The 18,352-nt window shown below is 59.8% G+C and carries 18 protein-coding genes; 6 read left to right on the forward strand and 12 right to left on the reverse strand.

Annotated features, from left to right (window positions below; genetic code table 11):
* The first annotated feature begins 55 nt into the window (after positions 1-55).
* Positions 56-505 carry a Cd(II)/Pb(II)-responsive transcriptional regulator gene (gene cadR / locus BK670_RS27055; RefSeq protein WP_123454397.1) on the forward strand — a complete coding sequence of 150 codons (450 nt, stop codon included), beginning with the start codon at positions 56-58 and terminating at the stop codon, positions 503-505.
* 120 nt (positions 506-625) lie between these two features.
* Here cadR and BK670_RS27060 read toward each other — a convergent pair whose 3' ends face one another.
* From BK670_RS27060 to BK670_RS27070, 3 genes are all read right to left on the reverse strand, one after another.
* Positions 626-1,597: a thymidylate synthase gene (locus tag BK670_RS27060; RefSeq protein WP_008088441.1), complete on the reverse strand. Its 972-nt coding sequence runs from the start codon at positions 1,595-1,597 to the stop codon at positions 626-628.
* Positions 1,598-1,647: 50 nt separating this feature from the next.
* Entirely contained in the window at positions 1,648-2,463 is an 816-nt protein-coding gene (gene lgt / locus BK670_RS27065; RefSeq protein WP_103304351.1) for a prolipoprotein diacylglyceryl transferase, read from the reverse strand.
* 79 nt (positions 2,464-2,542) lie between these two features.
* Complete coding sequence (locus tag BK670_RS27070; protein ID WP_123454399.1) at positions 2,543-3,325, reverse strand: sulfite exporter TauE/SafE family protein; 783 nt, start codon at positions 3,323-3,325, stop codon at positions 2,543-2,545.
* Positions 3,326-3,457: 132 nt separating this feature from the next.
* Here BK670_RS27070 and BK670_RS27075 point away from each other — a divergent pair, with 132 nt between their 5' ends.
* Positions 3,458-4,204: an NRDE family protein gene (locus BK670_RS27075; protein ID WP_123454401.1), complete on the forward strand. Its 747-nt coding sequence runs from the start codon at positions 3,458-3,460 to the stop codon at positions 4,202-4,204.
* Between the two features lie 314 nt (positions 4,205-4,518).
* On the opposite strand, the gene ptsP is transcribed toward BK670_RS27075, so the two are convergent.
* Positions 4,519-6,798 carry a phosphoenolpyruvate--protein phosphotransferase gene (gene ptsP / locus BK670_RS27080; protein ID WP_123454403.1) on the reverse strand — a complete coding sequence of 760 codons (2,280 nt, stop codon included), beginning with the start codon at positions 6,796-6,798 and terminating at the stop codon, positions 4,519-4,521.
* 22 nt (positions 6,799-6,820) lie between these two features.
* The gene (locus tag BK670_RS27085) at positions 6,821-7,300 is read right to left on the reverse strand and encodes an RNA pyrophosphohydrolase (RefSeq protein ID WP_003229203.1); all 480 of its coding nucleotides are present in this window, start codon (positions 7,298-7,300) and stop codon (positions 6,821-6,823) included.
* Between the two features lie 143 nt (positions 7,301-7,443).
* Here BK670_RS27085 and BK670_RS27090 point away from each other — a divergent pair, with 143 nt between their 5' ends.
* A complete protein-coding gene (locus tag BK670_RS27090; RefSeq protein WP_123454405.1) occupies positions 7,444-8,100 on the forward strand; it encodes a histidinol-phosphatase in 657 nt (218 codons plus the stop codon).
* 105 nt (positions 8,101-8,205) lie between these two features.
* Here BK670_RS27090 and BK670_RS27095 read toward each other — a convergent pair whose 3' ends face one another.
* Complete coding sequence (locus BK670_RS27095; RefSeq protein ID WP_123454407.1) at positions 8,206-8,619, reverse strand: DUF2269 family protein; 414 nt, start codon at positions 8,617-8,619, stop codon at positions 8,206-8,208.
* 40 nt (positions 8,620-8,659) lie between these two features.
* Positions 8,660-10,174, reverse strand: a complete 1,515-nt coding sequence (gene ilvA / locus BK670_RS27100) for a threonine ammonia-lyase, biosynthetic (RefSeq protein ID WP_041072159.1) — start codon at positions 10,172-10,174, stop codon at positions 8,660-8,662.
* A gap of 325 nt (positions 10,175-10,499) precedes the next feature.
* On the opposite strand from ilvA, the gene rpiA reads away from it, so the two are divergent.
* Positions 10,500-11,174: a ribose-5-phosphate isomerase RpiA gene (gene rpiA, locus BK670_RS27105; RefSeq protein ID WP_007913886.1), complete on the forward strand. Its 675-nt coding sequence runs from the start codon at positions 10,500-10,502 to the stop codon at positions 11,172-11,174.
* A gap of 148 nt (positions 11,175-11,322) precedes the next feature.
* Here rpiA and BK670_RS27115 read toward each other — a convergent pair whose 3' ends face one another.
* The 4 genes from BK670_RS27115 to BK670_RS27130 form a co-directional block, all read right to left on the reverse strand.
* A complete protein-coding gene (locus BK670_RS27115) occupies positions 11,323-12,240 on the reverse strand; it encodes an SdiA-regulated domain-containing protein (protein WP_123454409.1) in 918 nt (305 codons plus the stop codon).
* 118 nt (positions 12,241-12,358) lie between these two features.
* Complete coding sequence (locus BK670_RS27120) at positions 12,359-13,282, reverse strand: SdiA-regulated domain-containing protein (RefSeq protein WP_123454411.1); 924 nt, start codon at positions 13,280-13,282, stop codon at positions 12,359-12,361.
* Positions 13,283-13,579: 297 nt separating this feature from the next.
* On the reverse strand, positions 13,580-14,245 hold the full coding sequence (locus BK670_RS27125) for a fumarylacetoacetate hydrolase family protein (protein WP_123454413.1): 666 nt from the start codon (positions 14,243-14,245) through the stop codon (positions 13,580-13,582).
* Positions 14,246-14,286: 41 nt separating this feature from the next.
* Positions 14,287-15,681, reverse strand: coding sequence for an FAD-binding oxidoreductase (locus BK670_RS27130; protein WP_123454415.1), 1,395 nt, complete (start codon positions 15,679-15,681; stop codon positions 14,287-14,289).
* A gap of 204 nt (positions 15,682-15,885) precedes the next feature.
* Between BK670_RS27130 and serA the strand changes: the two genes are divergently transcribed.
* Positions 15,886-17,115: a phosphoglycerate dehydrogenase gene (gene serA, locus BK670_RS27140; RefSeq protein ID WP_064116317.1), complete on the forward strand. Its 1,230-nt coding sequence runs from the start codon at positions 15,886-15,888 to the stop codon at positions 17,113-17,115.
* A 62-nt stretch (positions 17,116-17,177) separates the two neighbouring features.
* Here serA and BK670_RS27145 read toward each other — a convergent pair whose 3' ends face one another.
* The gene (locus BK670_RS27145) at positions 17,178-17,603 is read right to left on the reverse strand and encodes a DUF4399 domain-containing protein (RefSeq protein ID WP_123454417.1); all 426 of its coding nucleotides are present in this window, start codon (positions 17,601-17,603) and stop codon (positions 17,178-17,180) included.
* A gap of 135 nt (positions 17,604-17,738) precedes the next feature.
* Here BK670_RS27145 and BK670_RS27150 point away from each other — a divergent pair, with 135 nt between their 5' ends.
* Complete coding sequence (locus BK670_RS27150) at positions 17,739-18,308, forward strand: transporter substrate-binding domain-containing protein (protein WP_123454419.1); 570 nt, start codon at positions 17,739-17,741, stop codon at positions 18,306-18,308.
* Positions 18,309-18,352 lie beyond the last annotated feature (44 nt).

Consider the following 18,352-nt stretch of genomic DNA (forward strand, 5'->3'; position numbering starts at 1 on the left):
AAGTAAAGACCCTGTAGCCACTATAGGGTCAAGCACCCATTTGGAGATGACCGTCATGAAGATCGGCGAACTGGCGAAACTCACCGACTGCGCCGTGGAAACCATCCGCTATTACGAGCGCGAAAACCTGCTGCCGGAACCGGCGCGCAGCGACGGCAACTACCGCGTCTACACCCAGGCCCACGCCGAACGCCTGACCTTCATCCGCAACTGCCGCACCCTCGACATGACCCTCGAAGAAATCCGCAGCCTGCTCGCCTTGCGCGACAGCCCGCAGGACCAGTGCGAAAGCGTGAATACGCTGATCGACGAGCACATCCAGCACGTGAAGGCGCGAATTGATGGGTTGCTGGCGTTGCAGACACAGTTGCTCGACCTGCGCCAACGTTGTGGCGAAGGGCCGGGTGCGGATCAGTGCGGGATTTTGCAGCGGCTGGAGGTGAGTGGCGGGGTTGTCGCGACGGAGGTTGAGCATTCCCACGTAGGCCGCAGCCACGGCCATTAAGAACACCCCAAACCTAATGTAGGAGCTGCCGAAGGCTGCGATCTTTTGATCTTGCTGTTTATAAGATCAAAAGATCGTAGCCTTCGGCAGCTCCTACATAGGGGTACTGCGTATTGCTCGTCAGACCGCCATTGGCGCGGTCATTGGCGCGTGGTGCTCATAACCTTCCAGCGAGAAATCGCTCGGCTCCACCAGCTCCAGCCACTCCGGCTGATACACACCCGTTTTGGCAAACTCCGGCACGCGATCCGAGATTTTAAGCTTCGGCATGGCGAACGGCTCGCGCTTGAGCTGTTCGTTGAGCATGTCCAGATGGTTTTCGTAGACGTGCGCGTCACCGATGAAATAGGTGAACCAGCGCGGCGTGTAGCCGGTCAGGCGACCGATCAGGCTCAGCAGCGCAGCGCCTTCGGTGAGGTTGAACGGTGTGCCCAGGCCCAGATCGTTGGAACGGATGTAGAGGGTCAGAGAAATCTCTTTGGTCTCGACGTTCGGGTGGAACTGGTACAGCAGATGGCACGGCGGCAGGGCCATTTCATCGAGCTGGGCGACGTTCCAGCCGTGGAACAGAATTCGGCGGCTGCCCGGATCCTTGATGATCGTATCGACGCACTGGCGCACCTGATCGATGGCTTTGTACAGCACCACGTAAGCCTGGCCGTCTTCTTCGCCTTGAGCGATCTGCTTGTAGCCGTTGCTCAGCGTTTGTTCGATGGCGGCGGTGTTGCTCAACGGGATCTGCTTGTACGCCGGCCACTTGCGCCATTGCACGCCGTAAATTTCGCCGAGGTCGTCGTCGCCCTGACGGAACGGGTTGGCCAGCCACTGCGCGTTTTCGTTGGCGTTCTGGTCCCAGACCTTGCAGCCCAGCGCCCGGAATTCAGCGGCGTTGTTGACGCCACGGAGAAAACCGCACATCTCGCCGATGGCCGATTTAAAGGCCATTTTGCGCGTGGTGATCGCCGGGAAACCTTCCTGCAGATCGAAACGCAGCATCGCCCCCGGAAAACTGATGGTGTTGATGCCGGTGCGGTTGGCCTGCTTGGTGCCGTTCTGGATGACATGCGAGACCAGTTCGAGATATTGCTTCATGAGTTACCTGTGTCCTTTGAGCCCCGGCGTCGCGCGCCGGGGTTCGTAGTTTAAGCCGTCGGTGCGAGCGGTGCTGCCGGCGCGCGACGATAGGCCAGCCAGATCAGGAACAGCCCGCCGATGATCATCGGCACGCAGAGCACCTGGCCCATGGTCAGCCAGTTCCAGGCCAGATAGCCCAGTTGCGCATCCGGGACGCGGACGAACTCGACGATAAAACGGAAGATGCCGTAGAACAGCGCGAACATGCCGGAAACGGCCATGGTCGGGCGCGGCTTGCGCGAGAAAATCCACAGGATCAGGAACAGCGCCACGCCTTCGAGCGCGAACTGATACAGCTGCGACGGGTGACGCGGCAGTTGCGCCGGATCGCTGAACGGCGGGAAAACCATGGCCCACGGCACGTCGGTGGCCTTGCCCCATAACTCGGCATTGATGAAGTTGCCGATACGCCCGGCGCCCAGGCCGATCGGCACCATCGGTGCGACGAAGTCCATCAACTGGAAGAACGACTTGCCGTTACGCTTGCCGAACCACAAGGCCGCCAGCATCACGCCGATGAAACCGCCGTGGAACGACATGCCGCCCTTCCACACTTCGAAAATCAGCGTCGGGTTGGCCAGGTAAGCGCTCAAATCGTAGAACAGCACATAGCCCAGACGTCCGCCGACAATCACGCCCATCGACAGCCAGAAGATCAGATCGGAGAGCTTCTCCTTGGACCAGGTCGGGTCGAAGCGGTTGAGCCGGCGCGACGCCAGCAGCCACGCACCGCCGATGCCGATCAGGTACATCAGACCGTACCAGTGGATTTTCAGCGGACCGATGGCCAGGGCCACCGGGTCGATCTGCGGGTAAGGCAGCATTGCGACTCCTCGTTAGAGTTGAAACCAAAATTCCCGGGCGACGCTGCCACCTCAGGATTAAGCCAGGATTGCGACGCGATTAAAGCAGGAAGCTCAAGCCCACGCTGAACAGCAAAGCGGCGAACAGCCGTTTCAGCAAGCGCGGCGACAATCTGTGCGCCAAACGCGCGCCGATGCGGGCGAAGACCATGCTGGTCAGGGCGATGCCCAACAACGCCGGCAAATAGACAAAACCGAGACTATGCGGTGGCAACAACGGATCGTGCCACCCCAGAATCATGAAACTTAATGCACTGACCAAAGCAATCGGCAGACCGCAGGCCGATGACGTCGCCACCGCTTGCTGCATCGGCACGCTGCGCCAGGTCAGGAACGGCACGGTCAGCGAACCGCCGCCCACCCCGAAAATCGCCGAGGCCCAACCAATCACACTGCCGGCCACGGTCAGACCGAGTTTGCCCGGCACCGTTCGGCTGGCCTTGGGTTTGATGTCCAGCGCCAGTTGCACGGAAATCACCAGGGCGAACACACCGATGATTTTTTGCAGGTTGGGTCCGGAGATCGCTTCTGCGGTCAGCGCACCGAAACCGGCGCCCAACAGAATACCGACAGCCATCCACCTGAAGATCGGCCAGCGCACTGCGCCGCGACGGTGATGTTCACGCACGGCGTTGACCGAGGTGAAGATGATCGTCGCCAGCGATGTTCCGACCGCCAGATGGGTAAGAATCGACTGATCAAAGCCCTGCAGAGTGAAACTGAACACCAGCACCGGGACAATAATGATCCCGCCGCCAACCCCGAACAGCCCGGCCAGCACGCCCGCACAGGCGCCCAGCGCCAGATAGAGCAGAAATTCCATGACCGTCTCCCCAGACCGCATCCGCAAAACCGGAGCGGCATGGTAACGGATGCATGGCCTTTGGCTCCACTTGCGATGGATGCACGGACGCCGGATGCGTAGAGTGAGCAAAAAACACACAAGGACCACCTTATGTGCCTGATAGTTTTCGCCTGGCGCCCGGGCCATGCCCAGCCGCTGATCGTCGCGGCCAACCGCGACGAGTTCTACGCCCGGCCGAGCCTGCCACTGGCACCATGGCCGGAGGCACCGCATGTACATGCCGGGCGCGATCTTGAGGCCGGCGGCACCTGGCTGGGGATTGGCGCCAACGGACGCTTTGCCGCGCTGACCAATATTCGCGATCCGCATCAACCGCCAGCGCGCAAGTCACGGGGTGAGTTGGTCGCGCGGTTTCTGACCGCTGATGCGTCGATTGATGATTATTTGAGCGATGTGGTCGGACGTGCGCCGGAATATGCCGGGTTCAACCTGCTGCTGGGCAATAGCCATGAGCTGTGGCACTTCAATGCGCGGATGTCGGAACCGGTAATGCTGGAGCCGGGGGTTTACGGGCTATCAAATGCGGGGCTGGATACGCCGTGGCCGAAACTGCTCAAAGCCAAGGCTGCACTGACTGCGGTGCTGGATGATCCGCAGCCTGAACGGTTGCTGGAACTGCTGGGCGATGCGCAGACCGCACCGTTTGCCGAGTTGCCGGATACCGGGGTGGGCCTGGCGACGGAGTCATTGTTGTCGAGTGTGTTTATCGCCAGCCAGAGTTACGGCACCCGGGCGAGTACGGCGTTGATCGTGAAGGCGGATGGGTCGCGGCGGATGGTCGAGCGGAGTTTTGGGCCGTATGGCGGACATCTTGGGGAAGTTGAGCTTTGCGTCTAAGAGCAAACCCTCACCCCAGCCCTCTTCCGGAGGGAGAGGGGGCCGACCGAGGTGTCTTGAGCCATGCATCGACCTGAAAGACCGAGTTGATTATGGATTCAACACGCACCTTCAAGTCGGTTTGAATCGATTATGGATTCAACACAGCACTTCCAGCCCGGTGCGGTTCGATTATGGATTCAGCACAACACCTCAAGTCGGTTTGAATCGATTATGGATCCAGCAAAACACTTTCAGGTCGGCGTAGTTCTGCAGCATCCCCAATCAGTCCCCTCTCCCTCTGGGAGAGGGTTAGGGTGAGGGGCTTTTGATCTTCAGAGGGCCTTGATGACCGCCGGCGGATGCATCTTCGACAACCCGAGGTTCTTCAGCGCCAATTGCAGCGAGCTGTGGATAACTTGCGGGTTATCAATGGTCATCAGCTCCGCCAACAACTCCTGAGCCTTGCTCAGATTGACCTGACGCAGCATCCACTTCACCTTCGGCAAGTTGGTCGCGTTCATCGACAGGCTGTCGAAACCCATCGCCATCAACAGCACCGCCGCCGCCGGATCACCGGCCATCTCGCCGCAGATGCTCACCGGTTTGCCTTCGGCATGGGCATCGCGCACCACGGTTTGCAGGGCTTGCAGCACCGCCGGGTGCAGGTAGTCGTAGAGATCGGCGACACGCGGGTTGTTGCGGTCGACCGCCAGCAAATACTGGGTCAAGTCGTTGGAGCCGACGGACAGGAAGTCGACCATCCGCGCCAGTTCCTTGGTCTGATAGACCGCTGCCGGAATCTCGATCATCACGCCAATCGGCGGCATCGGCACGTCGGTGCCTTCGTCACGCACTTCGCCCCAGGCCCGGTGAATCAGGTGCAGGGCTTCTTCGAGCTCGTGGGTGCCGGAGATCATCGGCAGCAGAATGCGCAGGTTGTTCAGGCCTTCGCTGGCCTTGAGCATCGCGCGGGTCTGCACCAGGAAGATTTCCGGGTGGTCGAGGGTGACGCGAATGCCACGCCAGCCGAGGAACGGGTTGTCTTCCTTGATCGGGAAGTACGACAGCGACTTGTCACCGCCGATGTCGAGGCTGCGCATGGTCACCGGTTGCGGGTGGAACGCGGCGAGCTGCTCGCGGTAGATCGCCAGTTGCTCCTTCTCGCTCGGGAAGCGCTGGTTGATCATGAACGGCACTTCGGTCCGGTACAGGCCGACACCTTCGGCGCCGCGCTTCTGCGCTCGCGCCACATCGGCCAACAGGCCGGTGTTGACCCACAGTGGCATGCGGTGGCCGTCGAGGGTCACGCACGGCAGGTCGCGCAGGGTGTCGAGGCCCAGCGCCAGTTGCTTCTCTTCTTCGACGACTTCGGCGAATTGCTTGCGCAGCACTTCGCTCGGGTTGGTGTAGACCTCGCCGCGTGTGCCGTCGACGATCATCTCGATGCCGTCGACCTTGGCGTACGGCAGGTCGACCAGACCCATGACCGTCGGAATGCCCATCGCTCGGGCGAGGATCGCGACGTGCGAGTTACCCGAACCGAGCACCGAAACCAGACCGACCAGCGTGCCTTCCGGCACTTCGCCGAGCATGGCCGGCGTCAGTTCTTCGCTGACCAGAATGGTTTTTTCCGGGTAGACCAGGTTCTGCTGACGCTCTTCCTGCAAATAGGCGAGCAGGCGGCGACCGAGGTCTTTGACGTCCGACGCACGCTCACGCAGGTAGGCGTCGTCCATCAGTTCGAAACGGTTGACGTGCTCAGTGACCACCTGACGCAGCGCGCCCTGCGCCCACTGGCCAGTCTTGATCACAGTGGTGATTTCGCTGCCCAGAGAAGCGTCGTCGAGCATCATCAGGTAGACGTCGAACAGTGCGCGCTCTTCCGGACGCAGTTGGGTCGCGAGTTTGGCGGACAACGCGCGCATGTCGGCGCGCACGCCTTCGATGGCGGTCTTGAACAGCGCCAGCTCGGCGTCGATGTCGGTGATGGTCTTGTCGGGCACCACGTCGAGATCGGCCGGCGGCAGCATGACCACCGCAGTACCAACTGCGGCACCCGGCGAACCCGGCACGCCGACGAATTTGGCTTCCTGGATACCCTTGCCCTGACGGCCCAGGCCACGGATCGACCCGGTGGCCTCGGCGTGGGCGATAACCCCGGCGAGCTGCGCGCTCATGGTCACGAGGAAGGCTTCTTCACCTTCGTCGAACTGGCGGCGTTCTTTTTGCTGGATGACCAACACGCCGACGACGCGGCGATGGTGAATGATCGGTGCACCGAGGAACGAGGCGTAACGCTCCTCGCCGGTTTCGGCGAAGTAGCGGTAGCGCGGGTGATCCGCGGCGTTTTCGAGGTTCAGGGGTTCTTCACGCGTGCCGACCAGACCGACCAGACCTTCGTTGGGTGCCATGCTGACCTTGCCGATCGAGCGCTTGTTCAAGCCCTCGGTGGCCATCAGGACGAAGCGGTTGGTTTCGGGATCAAGCAGGTAGACCGAGCAGACCTGGCTGCCCATGGCCTCTTTGACGCGCAACACAATAATCCCCAACGCCGCCTTGAGATCCTTGGCGGAGTTAACTTCCTGGACGATCTTGCGCAGCGTATTGAGCATGGCTCGGGGTCGAACTCCGTCGTCAGTCGCGCGCTAAAAGGCGCGGGGCAAGCTCTTTGAGGGCGCGGCGATACACCTCGCGCTTGAATGTCACCACCTGGCCCAACGGATACCAATAGCTGACCCAGCGCCAGCCATCGAACTCCGGTTTACCGGTCAAATCCATCCGCACCCGCTGCTCGTTGGAGATCAGGCGCAGGAGAAACCATTTCTGTTTCTGGCCGATGCACAGCGGTTGGCTGTGCGTACGCACCAGACGTTGCGGCAAACGATAGCGCAACCAGCCCCGGGTACAGGCCAGTATTTCAACATCTTCACGTTCCAGGCCAACTTCTTCGTTCAGCTCGCGGTACAAGGCGTCTTCCGGCGTCTCTTCAGGGTTGATTCCCCCTTGCGGAAACTGCCAGGCATCTTGATTGATACGGCGAGCCCATAGCACCTGGCCGGCGTCATTCGTCAGAATGATCCCGACATTGGGGCGGAAACCATCGGGGTCGATCACGGCAACAACCTCGCAAACGCATGTCGCCGCATTGTTCCACAAAGGTTGATAAGGCGGCAACGAGGCTTCCTACCTTATGTGCACTCTTGTGAAAAGACCGTATTCTTGTCGCCTTTTTACTGACTTTTCAGCGGGTAACTGCAATGCGCCTGGCTCTATTCGATTTGGACAACACCCTTCTGGGCGGCGACAGCGATCACGCCTGGGGCGACTATCTGTGTGAACGTGGCTTCCTCGACCCGGTTGCGTACAAGGCGCGCAACGACGAGTTCTATCAGGATTACCTGGCCGGCAAACTGGATAACGCCGCGTACCTGAACTTCTGCCTGGAGATCCTCGGCCGCACCGAAATGGCTGTGCTCGAGCAATGGCACAGCGATTACATGCGCGACTGCATCGAACCGATCGTGCTACCGAAGGCGCTGGAGCTGCTGAAACAACACCGCGACGCCGGCGACAAACTGGTGATCATCACCGCAACCAACCGTTTCGTGACCGCGCCGATTGCCGTGCGCCTGGGCGTTGAAACCCTGATCGCCACCGAATGCGAAATGGTCGATGGCCGCTACAGCGGGCGCAGCACCGACATTCCGTGTTTCCGCGAAGGCAAGGTGACACGCCTGAACCGCTGGCTGGAAGAGACCGGGTATTCGCTGGATGACAGCTATTTCTATAGCGACTCGATGAATGATTTGCCGCTGCTGGAACAGGTGGCGAATCCGGTGGCGGTGGATCCGGATCCAAATCTGCGCGCTGAAGCCGAGAAGCGTGGCTGGCCGGTGATCAGTCTGCGCGGCTGATATCGATTTCGCGAGCAGGCTCGCTCCCACATTGGATCTGTGTCGTGCACAAATCCCCTGTGGGAGCGAGCCTGCTCGCGAATTGGGCTGACACGGTCTCAAGCCTTAAACAGGCTTGGCTCCCATCAACCCGGCAATGGCGAGAAATCCGATGCCGCTGACAATCGCCAGCGCCAACGTGAATTTCCGGTTACCTACCCCGCTAGTCCATAGCCGATTAAGCCGCACCAACAGCCACACTGCACTCAACGTGGCCACGGCATAGATCACGCTGGACCCCAAAATCCACAACTGCCCCAATGGCCAGCCAATCAGATGCACCAGCCACCAGCCGGTGAAGGGCATGCTGAACATGCCGATCAGCATCAAACACCAGATGAACAACCAGGGACGCTGCATTGTGCTGGCCGCGCCTTTACCGCGATTACGCCAAGTCAGGGCGGCGAGCCCTAGCCCGCTCGCGAGGATCACCACGGTCGCCGCGACGTGAAGGACTTTCAGGGTGGTCAGGGTTTCCATGTGTTCGTCTTCCTTGGGCCATGCCCCTCAGCGTAGCCGCTCAGCCAAGAAACAGCTGATAGGCCGGGTTCTCGCTTTCATCCCAGTACGGGTAACCGATTTCCTCAAGCGCCGCCGGCACCAGATGACGCTCGTCGTGCGGGACTTGCAGGCCGGCGACCACGCGGCCATCGGCAGCGCCGTGGTTGCGGTAGTGGAACATCGAGATGTTCCAGCGCCCACCGAGTTTGTTGAGGAAGTTGAACAGCGCGCCCGGACGCTCCGGGAACTCGAAGCGAAACACCACTTCGTCAATCACGTGCGCCGCATGCCCGCCGACCATGTGGCGGATGTGCAGCTTGGCCAGTTCGTTGTCGGTCAGGTCGAGCACCGGGAAACCTTGTTCGGTCAGGCTCGCCAGCAATGCACTGCGCGGGTCGTTTTCCGGGTGGGTCTGCACGCCAACGAAAATGTGCGCTTCGCTGCCGGTGTTGTAGCGGTAGTTGAATTCGGTGATCTGGCGCTTGCCGATCGCTTCGCAGAACGCCTTGAAGCTGCCGGCCTTCTCGGGGATGGTCACGGCGATGATCGCTTCACGGCCCTCGCCCAGTTCGGCGCGCTCGGCAACGTGACGCAAGCGGTCGAAGTTGACGTTGGCACCCGAGTCTATGGCCACGAAAGTCTGGCCGCTGACGCCGCGCAACTCGACGTACTTCTTGATCCCGGCCACGCCCAAGGCGCCGGCAGGTTCGGTGATCGAGCGGGTATCGTCGTAGATATCCTTAATTGCTGCGCAGATCTCGTCGGTGCTGACGGTGATCACTTCATCGACGTAGTCTTTACAGATGTCGAAGGTGTGCTGGCCGATCTGCGCCACTGCTACGCCGTCGGCAAAGATGCCCACGGTCGGCAGCACCACGCGCTCGCCGGCAGCCATCGCCGCTTGCAGGCAGTTGGAATCATCCGGTTCAACGCCGATGACTTTGATGTCCGGGCGCAGGTATTTCACGTACGCAGCGATGCCGGCGATCAGGCCGCCGCCGCCGACCGGAACGAAAATCGCATCCAGTGGCTGTGGGTGCTGGCGCAGAATTTCCATCGCCACGGTGCCCTGCCCGGCAATGGTGTGCGGATCATCGTACGGGTGGATGTAGACGTAGCCTTTTTCATCGACCAGTTTCAGCGAGTAAGCCAGGGCTTCCGGGAACGAATCGCCGTGCAGCACCACTTTGCCACCGCGCGAACGCACGCCTTCGACCTTGATCTCGGGGGTGGTCTTGGGCATGACGATAGTGGCTTTGACGCCCAGCACTTTCGCCGCCAGGGCCAGACCTTGCGCATGGTTGCCCGCCGACGCGGTCACCACGCCACGGGCGCGCTCTTCGTCAGTCAACTGGGTGAGTTTATTGTAGGCGCCGCGAATCTTGAACGAGAACACCGGCTGCAAGTCTTCACGCTTGAGCCAGATGTCATTGCCCAACCGCTCGGAGAGCTGGCGAGCGTTCTGCAACGGGGTTTCTACGGCAACGTCATAAACGCGCGAGGTGAGGATCTTTTTGACGTACTGTTCGAGCATCGGAAAGCATCACTGAGCGGGTTGGGCAGGGCCAAGGAGTCTAACCCGGCTTTTGGGCACACGACCACACGATTCCAGAGGTTTTATCCCTGTGGCGAGGGAGCTTGCTCCCGCTGGAGTGCGAAGCGCTCCCCTGCATTTTTTCAGACAGCCCCCATGCACAGGTTTTGCGACTGCTTCGCAGCCGAGCGGGAGCAAGCTCCCTCGCCACAAAAGCCGCACCCTCCGAAACAATGCTGTCTGCCAATCGGGCAATGACCTGCCTCGCCCCCGGGCCTATAATGCCGGCCTTTCCGTTCTCACCTTGCCCGCTTCCGGAGCCCGCATGACCCAGGATCAACTCAAACAGGCAGTGGCTCAGGCCGCCGTCGACTTCATCCTTCCGAAACTCGACGACAAGAGCATCGTCGGGGTCGGCACCGGCTCCACCGCCAACTGCTTCATCGACGCCCTGGCCCAGCACAAGGGCGCGTTCGATGGCGCGGTCGCCAGCTCCGAAGCCACCGCCGCGCGCCTGAAGGGCCACGGGATTCCGGTGTATGAGCTGAACACCGTCAGCGACCTGGAGTTCTACGTCGACGGCGCTGACGAAAGCGACGCGCACCTGAACCTGATCAAGGGCGGCGGCGCTGCCCTGACCCGCGAGAAGATCGTTGCCGCCGTGGCCAAGACCTTCATCTGCATCGCCGACGCCAGCAAGCTGGTGCCGGTACTGGGCGAGTTCCCGCTGCCGGTCGAAGTGATCCCGATGGCCCGCAGCCACGTCGCTCGCCAACTGGTTAAGCTGGGCGGCGACCCGGTGTACCGCGAAGGCGTGCTGACCGACAACGGCAACATCATCCTGGATGTGTTCAACCTGCAGATCACCAACCCGGTGGAGCTGGAAGCGCAGATCAATGCAATTGTCGGCGTGGTGACCAACGGGCTGTTCGCGGCGCGTCCGGCTGACCTGTTGTTGCTGGGCACCAGTGAAGGCGTGAAAACCCTCAAGGCTGAGTAAGCCCGGTCAGCCACATATTTGTGGGCAGATGAAATACCCCTGTAGGAGTGAACCTGCTCGCGATAGCGGTCTGTCAGTTGATATTGATGTCGACTGACACACCGCTATCGCGAGCAGGCTCACTCCTACCTTGGTTTCGGGATGCTGGTTAGGGCTGGGTTGGTTTTTTGAAGACGTAAAACAGATTCGGCTCACTCACCAGATACAACGTCCCGTCATCATCCATCGCAATGCCCTCGGCCTGCGGCACGGCTTTCTTCAAACCCTGCCGACCACCACTGATGGACATGGTACTCAACGGGCGCCCATCGACATCCAGCTCCAGAATTAACCGCGACTCATCCGACAGCGCCAGCAAATGCCCGCTGCGCTCGTCGTATTGCAGGCTCGACAGATCGCGCACAAACATCCCGGCGTCGCGCTTGGGGTCGTTGATCACGTGCACCGCGTAGGACTTCTCCGGATTGAAATGCGGAAAGCCATGCACTTCGTAGATCAGCATCGGATTACGCTCTTTCGCGACAAACAGGCGCTTGCCCACCGAGTCGTAAGCCAACCCCTCGAAGCCCTTGTTGCCAGCCATGTGCACGCCGAGGGTCATCTGTTCGGCATCTGCAGCATCGAGGAAGGTGGTGTCATCTTGCAGATGAATCTTGATCAGCCGCTGCTGGCGCTCGTCAGTGATCACGTAGGTATCGGCGCTGATGTACTCGACCGCCTCCGGATCGCCGAAGCCAATCAGGGCGATGCGCCGCAGAATCTTGCCTTCCAGCGACAACTCGACCAGTTCGGCATTCTTGTTGGTCACGGTGAACAGGCTTTTGCGCACCGGATCGAAGGTCAGCGCCGAAACATCGGCCTCCAGCCCATCGATCACCCGCGCCTCGATGTCTACGCGATATTGATCCAGGCCGATGGCCTGACTGTTCAGCGGCTGCCACCACGTATGCAGGTTGAACCAGGCGCGCTCGAAAAGGCGCATGTATTGGCCGATCGCGATCAACGCGATCAGGGCAATCACCGAGAAGATGATGATCAGAGGCTTGGGGCGGGCAAGTCGACGCATTCGGGGTGGGCTCGGGATCAAAACAGGCGGATGAAATATCACGCCTGTCTGAACTGAAGCTTAATGGCCACTTGCCTGTCAGGACAATCAGACCTATCTGAAATTGCCGCGAGGACAGTTATTTCTGTTTTTCGAAGCGATAGAAAAGGTTCGGTTCGCTGACCATGTACAGCGTGCCCGCCTCGTCCATGGTCACGCCTTCGGCGCGGGGGATGGTGTTTTTCAGACCGTTGAAGCCGCCAAGCAGGGTCATGAAGCTGACCTGCTCGCCCTTCTCGTCCAGTTCCAGCAACAGATGCGAGTCGGCGGACAGCACGAGTGTGTGCTGAGTGCGCGGGTCAATCGCCAACGCCGAAAGGTTGCGAATATCCAGCTCGTCACTGACGAGTTTTTGCTTGTCGCCCTTGAGTGCCTGGCTGCCATCGCTTTTCCAGGTGAACAGCGCCGGTGGCCGCTCCTCGCCCAGCAGCAGTTGCTGGTTGTGCGAATCCCAAGTGATGGCTTCGAAGGCTTTGTTCTGGTCTTTCGACGGGCCGAGATCGTATTTCGGGAAATCGGCGATGTTCAATTCGCGGGTGTCCGCATCGACTTTGACGATCGACAGCATGTGCTGGCGCTCATCGACGATGGCCATCAGGCCGTTTTCCATAACGGTCAGGCCTTCCGGATTGCTCCAGCCCACCAGCGGCATCTTGCGCAGCACCTCACCCTGCAGGGTCAGTTCGGCGAGAAACGGGTTTTTACCCATGACCGAAAACAGCGTTTTGGTTTGCGGGTTGTACGACAGGTCTGAGGCCTCATCCTTCTCCATGCCCGTCAACGGCTTGGCATCAATCACCACCCGATAGTCCGGCAGCCAGATGCTGTCTTTCTGCTCAGCCTGGCTTTCGAAGCGTTCCTGCAGCCACAGCACACCGCGATCATCCCAATGCATGGCAAACGCCAGGGCATAAGCGGCGGCAAGCACCAGCAATAGCCAGACATACCAACGCAGGGCGAAACGTGAACGGCGGGAGGGTTTGAGCTGAGTTTGAGATGACATCGAAGGACGAGTTCCGAAAATTCAGGCTATGGGTAATAGCACAAAGAGGCCGGCCTCAGACGGCAGAATGAGAGGAATTATCCGTACACGATGTGAAAAAAACGGCAAATGGCGGGATTGCCCTGCACCATTGCGGGCCACAACACATTAACCAAACAGCAATGGACACTTGTGGCGAGGGAGCTTGCTCCCGCTGGGGCGCGAAGCGGCCCTGCTTTTCACTAAAAAAGCAGGGGCCTGCTGCGCAGTCCAGCGGGAGCAAGCTCCCTCGCCACAGTTGCGGTGTATCCCTATCGGTTAGCGCACGCTGCTGGTGAAGCTGCTCGCGCCGACCAGTTCGAGAACGATGTCATCGCCAACGTTCAGCGGGCCGACACCCACTGGCGTGCCGGTGAGGATCACGTCACCGGCCTGCAGCGAGAAGCAGCCGGCCATGTGCTGGATCATCGGCACGATCGGATTGAGCATCGCGCTGCTGTTGCCGTCCTGGCGTACTTCGCCATTGATGGTCAGGCGAATGCCGATGTCAGTCAGGTCAGCGAAGGTGCTGCCGACCACGAACGGGGCGATCACTGCCGCGCCGTCGAACGACTTGGCGATTTCCCACGGCAGGCCCTTGGCTTTCAGCTCGGCCTGCTTGTCGCGCAAAGTCAGATCCAGCGCCGGGGCAAAACCGGAGATCGCGTCGAGCACTTCTTCACGGCTCGGCTTGGTCGACAACGGCTTGCCGATCAACACCGCGATTTCGGCTTCGTAGTGCACCGAACCGCGCTCGGTCGGAATGCTGAAACCACCTTCAAGCGGCACCACACAACTGCCCGGCTTGATGAACAGCAACGGCTCGGTAGGCACCGGGTTGTCCAGTTCCTTGGCATGTTCGGCGTAATTACGGCCAATGCACACGACTTTCCCGATCGGGAAGTGAATGCGCGTGCCGTCGACGTACTGGTGCTGATAGCTCATTTACCGACTCCTGCCTTCATTGATTCATCAAAGATTGCCGATCAAACCGCAAAAATCTTGCCCGGATTCATGATGCCGTTCGGGTCGAACACCGCTTTGACCGCTTTCATGTACTCGATTTCGACCGGGGAACGGCTGTAGGTCAAGTAGTCGCGTTTGGTCATGCCCACACCGTGTTCGGCGGAAATCGAGCCGTTGTACTTCTCGACGGTTTCGAACACCCACTTGTTGACGGTCGCGCACTTGGCGAAGAACTCGTCCTTGCTCAGGTTATCCGGCTTGAGGATGTTCAGGTGCAGGTTGCCGTCGCCGATATGGCCGAACCAGACAATTTCGAAATCTGGATAGTATTCGCCGACGATCGCGTCGATTTCCTTCAGGAACGCTGGCACTTTCGACACGGTGACCGAGATGTCGTTCTTGTACGGCGTCCAGTGCGAAATGGTTTCGGAGATGTACTCGCGCAGCTTCCACAGGTTCTGCAGCTGGGTTTCGCTCTGGCTCATCACGCCGTCCAGCACCCAGCCCTGTTCGACGCAGTGCTCGAAGGTTTCCAGTGCGCTGTTGGCCACTTCTTCCGTGGTCGCTTCAAACTCCAGCAGCGCGTAGAACGGGCAGTCGGTTTCGAATGGCGCCGGTACGTCGCCACGACCCATGACTTTGGCCAGGGCTTTGTCGGAGAAAAATTCGAACGCAGTCAGGTCGAGCTTGCCCTGGAAGGCGTGCAGCACCGGCATGATCGAGTCGAAATCGGCGGTGCCGAGGACCATGGCGGTGAGGTTTTTCGGCGCACGATCCAGACGCATGGTCGCTTCGACCACGAAACCGAGGGTGCCTTCAGCGCCGATGAACAACTGCCGCAGGTCGTAACCGGTGGCGTTCTTGATCAGGTCTTTGTTCAGTTCCAGCACATCGCCCTTGCCGGTGACGACTTTCATGCCGGCGACCCAGTTGCGGGTCATGCCGTAGCGAATCACCTTGATCCCGCCGGCATTGGTGCCGATATTGCCGCCAATCTGACTCGAACCTGCGGAAGCGAAGTCGACCGGGTAATACAGGCCCTTTTCTTCCGCGACGTTCTGCAAATGCTCAGTGACCACACCCGGCTGACAAACAGCGGTGCGGTCGGTGAGGTTCACGTCGAGAATCTGATTCATGTAGTCGAACGACACCACCACTTCGCCGTTGGCGGCCACCGCAGCAGCGGAAAGCCCGGTGCGCCCGCCCGACGGCACCAGCGCCACCTTGTGCGCGTTGGCCCAACGAACCACGGCCTGCACCTGCTCGATGGTCTTGGGAAACACGATGGCACTTGGCGCCGGGGCGAAGTGCTTGGTCCAATCCTTGCCGTACGTATTCAGGGAGTCGGCATCGGTCAGGACCTTGCCAGGCTCGACCAGGGTCTTCAGTTCATCAATCAGGGCAGGATTGGTCATCGACAGAACTCTCGAACAATTCATGGTCATCCTGAGAACGCTTCACGTCGCAGGAATGAGTGTTTAGCGGGGAGGCTATGCTAGCATATCGACCCCGCAGGACAGTGCCCAAGGCCAGATCCGCGGAGACGACTTTCTTGTCGTCCGGGTCAGCGTCTGTTGACCATTTCCTGCCATTTTTCTCCGGGATACAGGTTTACGCAGATGAGCAAGACTTCTCTCGATAAGAGCAAGATCAAGTTCCTTCTTCTCGAAGGCGTCCACCAATCGGCTGTCGACGTCCTCAAGGCGGCGGGCTACACCAGCATCGAATACCTGACAGGTTCCTTGCCGGAAGCCCAGCTCAAGGAAAAGATCGCTGACGCTCACTTCATCGGCATTCGTTCGCGCACCCAACTGACCGAAGAGATCTTCGATCACGCGAAGAAGCTGGTCGCGGTCGGCTGTTTCTGCATCGGCACCAACCAGGTTGACCTGAGTGCTGCCCGTGAGCGCGGTATCGCCGTGTTCAACGCGCCGTACTCCAACACCCGCTCCGTTGCCGAGCTGGTGCTGGCCGAAGCGATCCTGCTGCTGCGCGGCATCCCTGAGAAAAATGCTTCCTGCCACCGCGGTGGCTGGATCAAGTCCGCAGCCAACTCCTTTGAGATCCGTGGCAAGAAACTCGGCATCGTCGGCTACGGCTCGATCGGTACGCAGCTGTCGGTTCTGGCGGAAGGTCTGGGCATGCAGGTGTTCTTCTACGACACCGTGACCAAGCTGCCGCTGGGTAACGCCACTCAGGTCGGCAACCTGCACGAGCTGCTGGGCATGTCCGACATCGTCACCCTGCACGTTCCGGAAACCGCGGCGACCCAGTGGATGATCGGCGAGAAAGAAATCCGCGCCATCAAGAAGGGCGGCATCCTGATCAACGCGGCGCGCGGCACCGTGGTCGAACTGGACGCCCTGGCGGACGCGATCAAGGACAAGCACCTGATCGGCGCAGCCATCGACGTGTTCCCGGTGGAGCCACGCTCCAACGACGAAGAGTTCGAAAGCCCGCTGCGTGGCCTCGACAACGTGATCCTGACCCCGCACATCGGTGGTTCGACCGCCGAAGCGCAAGCCAACATCGGTCTGGAAGTGGCAGAGAAACTGGTCAAGTACAGCGACAACGGTACGTCCGTTTCGTCGGTGAACTTCCCGGAAGTGGCCCTGCCGGCTCACCCTGGCAAGCACCGCCTGCTGCACATCCACGAGAACATCCCGGGTGTGATGAGCGAGATCAACAAGGTCTTCGCCGAAAACGGCATCAACATCTCCGGTCAGTTCCTGCAGACCAACGAGAAGGTTGGCTACGTGGTGATCGACGTCGACGCCGAGTACTCGGATCTGGCGCAAGAGAAGCTGCAGCACATCAACGGCACCATCCGTAGCCGCGTATTGTTCTGATCCAGCGTTGAGCGACAAAAAAGGGAGCCTTCGGGCTCCCTTTTTCATGCACGCCGAAAAAGTTATTCGACGTTGATGGTGATTTTCTTGGAGACGATTGGCGGGTCGAATGCCATGTGACCGCTGTCGCCAAGTTCCAGCTGCAAGGTGTGTTTGCCCGGGGCAAGCTTGATGTCAGCCTGGGTCTGCGCCTTGCCGAAGTGCATATGGTTGGCATCGGTAGGGACGACCGAACCGGCAGGAACAATTTCCTTGGCGTCGATCAGCAGGTGATGGTGACCAGTGTTTTTGGTGACATCACCAGCCGGTGCCAGCGCGATGTCCTTGGTACCGAACTTGACGGTGAAGGTCTGCGAAACCGTGGCTCCGTCTTCGGGAGAAACGATGAACACTTCAGCGCCTTTAGGGGCCGGTGTCGCCGCGCTGGCCAGCACCGAAACACCCATCAGGACACCCGCCAACGCTGCACGTGACATAAAGCTTTTCATTTTCTTCTCCAGTTTTTCCGTAAAATCCGCAGGGTCATGACAACTTCATGACCATTTGTTGTCGAAGGCACTCGACAACCATAGCAAAGCGAGCCTGACTCAGAGCGTCGCGATAATGATTTCAAAGGAGTGACCATGCGCTTTCTGCCTGGCCTGATCTGCCTGCTACCCCTTCTGAGCCCTTTGGCTCACGCCGAACTGATTGATGACGTCAACGACCGTGGCGAGCTGCGCATAGCCCTTGAGGCTAATACACCGCCCTTCAATTTCAAGGAAGGCGACACACTCACGGGGTTCGAGGTCGAGCTTGGGCAAATGCTGGCCAACGAACTGGATGTACGCGCCGACTTCATCGTCACGGATGAGGCCGACCTGCTCCAGGGCGTTGAAAGCGGCAAGTACGATGTCGCGCTCAACCACATAGCACTGACACCGGAGCTCAAGGATCGTTTCGACTTCAGCGAGTCTTACGGCAAGGTCGATGCGCAGTTGCTGGCGAAGAAGGATGAACAGCCACGGCCGATGGTGCTGGTGCAGTCATTAACTGAAGAGAAGCCGAAAGCGGACGCGCCGGTGGACTTGGCGATTCCGTTCCAGAAGGGTAATCCGGCGTTTCAGGCCAGCCTCGAGAGTGCGATGCAGCGGATCAAGGCGGATGGACGCCTCGCGGCGCTGACCGCGAAGTGGCTCACCAAACCCGAGTGAACACTAAACCTGTAGGAGCTGCCGAAGGCTGCGATCTTTTAAAA

Source organism: Pseudomonas fluorescens (assembly GCF_003732425.1).
Lineage (GTDB): Bacteria > Pseudomonadota > Gammaproteobacteria > Pseudomonadales > Pseudomonadaceae > Aquipseudomonas > Aquipseudomonas fluorescens_BE.